Genomic DNA, 5051 nt, shown 5'->3' with positions numbered 1-5051 from the left:
TCCGGGCCGTGTCCCCGCGTGTCAGGCCGAGGCCGGGCCCCAGCGCAGCGTCAGCCGGGTACCCGCGCCGTCCACCACCACGTCCGCCGGCCCGGCCCGGTCCACAACGGACCCGCGCTCCGCACCGCCACCGGGACCGGCGAGCGACGGGACGACCGCCTCGATCCGCAGGTCCGCCGCGTGCGGCCGGCCCGCGTCGACCCACCCCGCGACCAGCCCGGCCAGCCGTTCGGCGGCGCGGTCACCGTCCGGCCCGCAGGCCCGCACCGTCGCCTCCGGGTTCGCCAGCAGCACCGCGCACCCGTCGCCCGCGACCAGGCCCAGCGTCGCGCGGACACCACCGAGGTCGAACAGCGCCGGTGCCGCCCCACCCTCGGCCGGGCCGAACAGCCGCACCACCCCCGGGTCCGCGACCGCGCACCACAGCCCGAGCCCGTCCCACAGATCCGCCACCGTGCCCGCCGCTGCCACCGGCCGGTCGGAGCCCGCACCCGTGGTCGCGCGGGCCAGCGCCCGCGGGTCCGGGACGTCGGCGTCATCGGAGCCGCAGGCGGGCTGCACCCGCCACCGGCCGTCCGGCAGCGCGACCTCGGCGCCCGGGTCGGCACCCTCCCCGCGCAGCCGGACGAACGCGCAGCTGCGCACCGACCGCGAGTGCAGCCGTCCCGGAGCGGTGTGGGCGAACGCCACCGACAGCTGGCTGCCGCGCACCGTGAGCGGCAGCAGCAGCCGGCCGCCGGGAGCGAGCTGGGCGGCCCACTCCGGCCGGACGCCGGTGGAGCCGACGGTCAGCTCGATCCGGTCGTAGGGCGCCGCGGGCGGGTACCCGAGCGCCCCGTCCCCGACGACGACGTCGACGTCGTCGAACCCGGCGGCGTCCAGGTTCGCCCGGGCCCCGGCGACCAGGTCGTCGTCGATGTCGAGGGTGGTCACGGCCCCGTCCGGACCGACCAGCTCCGCCAGCAGCGCCGCGTTCCAGCCTGCCCCCGCACCGATCTCCAGCACCCGGTGCCCCGGCCCGGCCTCCAGCTGTTCCAGCATGATCGCGACCATCGACGGCTGGGAGACCGAGCTGACCGTCACGCCGTCGTCGACCTTGATCGGGACGGCGACGTCGGCGTAGGCCCCGCCGGGGTCGAGGGCCGGCAGGAACAGGTGGCGCGGCACCGTCTCCAGTGCCGCGCGGACCGCGGGGGTGCGCACCCGGCCGTCGCGGACCAGGGACGCGACCAGCGCGGAACGGGCGCGGTCGGCCGACATGCGGGCATTGTGCCCTGCCGCCGTCTAGAGCAGAACGAGGTCGTCCGCGTGGACGAGCTCGCGCCGCTGCTCGGGCGGCAGCTCGCGGGTCCGGCGGCCGATCATGTGCGGCAGCTCGGTCGCGTCGTAGGAGACGACACCCCGTGCGATGGCCCGTCCACCGGGGGCGAGCAGCTCGACGACGTCGCCGGCGTCGAAGTCACCGGACACGCCGTGCACCCCGGCGGCGAGCAGCGAGCGGCGACGGCGGCGGACGGCCTCGACCGCGCCGTCGTCGAGGTCGAGGGCCCCACGGACGTCGGCGGCGTGCCGCAGCCAGAACCGGCGGGCACCCATCCGGGTCCCGGCGGCGCGGAACACGGTGCCGACCTCCGGGCCGTCCTCGGTGGTGGCCAGGGCATCGGCGATCCGGTCGGCGGAGGTCAGCAGCACCGGGATCCCGGCCGCCGACGCCATCGCGGCCGCCTCGACCTTGGTGGCCATGCCGCCGGTGCCCAGTCCCGACCCGGGGCGGGTGACGCTGACCCCCGCGAGCTCGGCCGGGTCGTCGACCTCGGTGATCAGCGACGTCCCGGGGTCGCGCGGGTGGCCGTCGTAGAGGCCGTCGACGTCGGAGAGCAGCACGAGCGCGTCGGCGCCGACGATGTGCGCGACGAGCGCGGCGAGCCGGTCGTTGTCGCCCACCCGGATCTCGGCGGTGGCGACGGTGTCGTTCTCGTTGACCACCGGAAGCGACCCGAGCTGCAGCAGCCGCTCCAGGGTGCGCTGGGCGTTGCGGTAGTTCGAGCGGCGGATCATGTCGTCGGCGGTGAGCAGCACCTGCCCGATGCCCTGCCCGTGCCGGGCGAACGACGCCGAGTAGGCGTGGGCGAGCAGCAGCTGCCCGACCGACGCGGCGGCCTGCTGGGTCGCCAGGTCACGCGGCCGGCGTCGCAGCTGCAGCGGCGCGAGGCCGGCCGCGATCGCCCCCGAGGAGACGAGCACGACCTGCGCACCGGCGGCGCGACGCCCCACCAGGGCGTCGACCAGGGCGTCGAGCCGGGCCGGGTCGAGACCACCGGTCAGGCTCGTCAGCGACGACGACCCGACCTTCACCACGATCCGCTTCGCCGCACCCAGTGCGGCGCGCGTGCTCACGCGGGTCTCACTCCTCGATCTCGTGGTCCGACGAGTAGCGGGCGCCCGCGGCGAGCTCGGCGTCGGACAGGTGGTTCCGGCGCGCGCCCCGGGCGCGCTTGCGCTCGGCGGCGCCGACCCGGTCGTTGCCCTCCAGCCGGATGTCGGTGCCGCGCCCGGTGAGCAGGGCGGCGACGCCGGCCGGGGTGGACGGCTCCCAGTCGAAGGTGACCTGGCCGACGGTGACCGGGCAGCCGGGGACGGCTCCGGCCTTGGCGAGCGCCTCCTCCACGCCGAGCCGGGCGAGCCGGTCGGCGAGGTAGCCGACGGCCTCGTCGTTCTCGAACGCGGTCTGGCGGATCCACCGCTCGGGGCGCTCCCCGCGCACGATGAACCCGCCGTCGAGCTCCGGGTCGGGCGTGATGGTGAAGCCGGTGTCGTCGACGGCGCGCGGGCGCAGCACGATCCGGCTCGGCTCGGCCTCCGGGCGCGCGGCACGGGCCGCGGCGACCCGCTCGGCCATCGCGAAGCTCAGCTCCCGCAGCCCGGCCCGGGACGCGGTGGAGATCGCGTACACCGGCCAGCCGAAGCGCTCGGTCAGGTCCTCGCGGACCATGTCGACCAGGTCCGCGGCGTCCGGGACGTCGATCTTGTTGAGCGCGACCAGGCGCGGGCGCTGGTCGATCCGCTCCCCCAGCGCGCTGGTGCCGAGAGCCTCGGCGTAGTGCGCCAGCTCGGTCTCCAGTGCCTCGATGTCGGACACCGGGTCGCGCTCGGTCTCGAAGGTCGCGCAGTCCACGACGTGCACCAGCACCGAGCAGCGCTCGATGTGGCGCAGGAACTCCAGGCCGAGGCCGCGGCCCTCGGCGGCACCCGGGATGAGGCCGGGGACGTCGGCGACGGTGAAGGTGTCGTCCCCCGCGCTGACCACGCCGAGCTGGGGCACGAGGGTGGTGAACGGGTAGTCGGCGATCTTCGGGCGGGCCGCGGACAGGGCCGCCACCAGCGAGGACTTGCCGGCGCTGGGGAACCCGACGAGGCCGACGTCGGCGAGGCTGCGCAGCTCCAGGGTCAGCTCGACCTCGTCGCCGGGCTCACCGAGCAGCGCGAAGCCGGGGGCCTTGCGGGCGGCGGAGGACAGCGCGGCGTTGCCGAGCCCGCCCCGTCCGCCCTCGGCGGCGACGAACCGGGTGCCGACACCGACCAGGTCGGCGACGACCTCGCCGCCGGCGTCGAGAACGACGGTGCCGTCGGGGACCCGCAGCTCCAGGTCCGGGGCGTTCGCGCCCTGCTTGAACGCACCCTGCCCCTGGGTGCCGTTCTTCGCCTCCGCACGGGGGCGGTGGTGGTAGTCGAGCAGCGTGTGCACACCCGCGTCGACGACGAGCACGACCGAGCCGCCCCGGCCGCCGTTGCCGCCGTCGGGGCCGCCGAGCGGCTTGAACTTCTCGCGGTGTACCGAGGCGCAGCCGTTGCCCCCGGCACCCGCGGTCGCGTGCAGCACGACGCGGTCCACGAACCGGGACATGACGGTGCTCCTGTCGTTGTCGTAACCGCGGCGGGGCCGCGGTGGGTGGTGACACGACGAACGGCGGGCCCCCCGTTACCGGGGTGACCCGCCGTCGGCGTCGCTGTGCTGGCGGGTCGCTCAGACCTCGGCCGGCACGATGTTCACGGTCTTGCGGCCGCGCTTGGAACCGAACTCGACGGTCCCGGCGGCGAGGGCGAACAGCGTGTCGTCCTTGCCGCGCCCGACGTTGACACCCGGGTGGGTGGCGGTGCCGCGCTGACGGATGAGGATCTCGCCGGCCTTGACCGACTGGCCGCCGAAACGCTTCACACCCAGGTACTGGGCGTTGGAGTCGCGACCGTTACGGGAGCTGGACGCACCCTTCTTGTGTGCCATGACGCGGGCTCCTTACTTGCCGATCGCGGTGACCTGGACCTTCGTCAGGGGCTGACGGTGCCCCTGACGCTTGTGGTACCCGGTCTTGTTCTTGAACTTGTGGATCCGGATCTTCGGACCCTTGGTGTGCTCGACGACGGTGGCCGTCACCGCGGAGGTGAGGCCGCTGGCGTCGGTGGTCACCTGGTCGCCGTCGACGAGCAGAACGGCGGGCAGAATGATCTCGGCGCCGGGCTCACCGTCGAGCTTCTCGACGGTGACCACGTCGTCGACGGCCACCTTGTACTGCTTGCCGCCGGTCTTGACGATCGCGTACATCGCTGACGCACGACTCCTGAACATCGGGGGCGCATCTGGTGCGCTCGGGCTTTCACAGCTCGCGCCGGTCCCCGGCGCGCACACCACGGCCCCCGTGCCGAACACTGTCGTGTGCAGAGGCGTGGCTTCTGTCGGTCAAGGTTACGCGACCCCGTCGGAGTGCTCTCCGCCGGGGTCGCCGTCACCCTCCGTCCTGGGGCGGACCCGCCGGACGGGAGGCCGCCCGGCGTGGACGGCGGGTACGGGTGACGGCCGCGGCGGGCTCCGGCTGCGCGGCGACGGCCGGAGCGGCCGCCGTTCCCGCGTCGGCCGGTGCCGTCGTGGCCGCCGGCGGAGCGGACTCCTCCGGCGTCGAGGCGGTCGTGATGCCCACCGCCTCACCACCGCGGACCGGGGCGCCGCCGGAGCGGCTGACCCGGCGGCGGCGCGGTGCGGGTGCGTCGGGCTCCGG

General features: G+C 75.4%; 5 protein-coding genes. All 5 read right to left on the bottom strand.

The window, feature by feature from the left end; genetic code table 11:
• Window positions 1-21 precede the first annotated feature (21 nt).
• A complete protein-coding gene (locus NH602_RS27915; protein ID WP_253069351.1) occupies window positions 22-1260 on the bottom strand; it encodes a methyltransferase domain-containing protein in 1239 nt (412 codons plus the stop codon).
• Window positions 1261-1284: 24 nt separating this feature from the next.
• Window positions 1285-2397, bottom strand: coding sequence for a glutamate 5-kinase (gene proB, locus NH602_RS27910; RefSeq protein ID WP_073578057.1), 1113 nt, complete (start codon window positions 2395-2397; stop codon window positions 1285-1287).
• Between the two features lie 7 nt (window positions 2398-2404).
• Entirely contained in the window at window positions 2405-3904 is a 1500-nt protein-coding gene (obgE, locus tag NH602_RS27905; RefSeq protein WP_073578058.1) for a GTPase ObgE, read from the bottom strand.
• Between the two features lie 120 nt (window positions 3905-4024).
• Window positions 4025-4282, bottom strand: coding sequence for a 50S ribosomal protein L27 (gene rpmA, locus NH602_RS27900; RefSeq protein WP_020624745.1), 258 nt, complete (start codon window positions 4280-4282; stop codon window positions 4025-4027).
• A 12-nt stretch (window positions 4283-4294) separates the two neighbouring features.
• Window positions 4295-4600 carry a 50S ribosomal protein L21 gene (gene rplU, locus NH602_RS27895; protein WP_020624746.1) on the bottom strand — a complete coding sequence of 102 codons (306 nt, stop codon included), beginning with the start codon at window positions 4598-4600 and terminating at the stop codon, window positions 4295-4297.
• Between the last annotated feature and the right edge of the window lie 451 nt (window positions 4601-5051).

The sequence above is a fragment of the Pseudonocardia sp. McavD-2-B genome, from assembly GCF_024124365.1.
Lineage (GTDB): Bacteria > Actinomycetota > Actinomycetes > Mycobacteriales > Pseudonocardiaceae > Pseudonocardia > Pseudonocardia alni.
The sequence above is the reverse complement of the archived record's forward strand: the minus strand, read 5'-3'. Positions and strand labels throughout refer to the sequence as shown.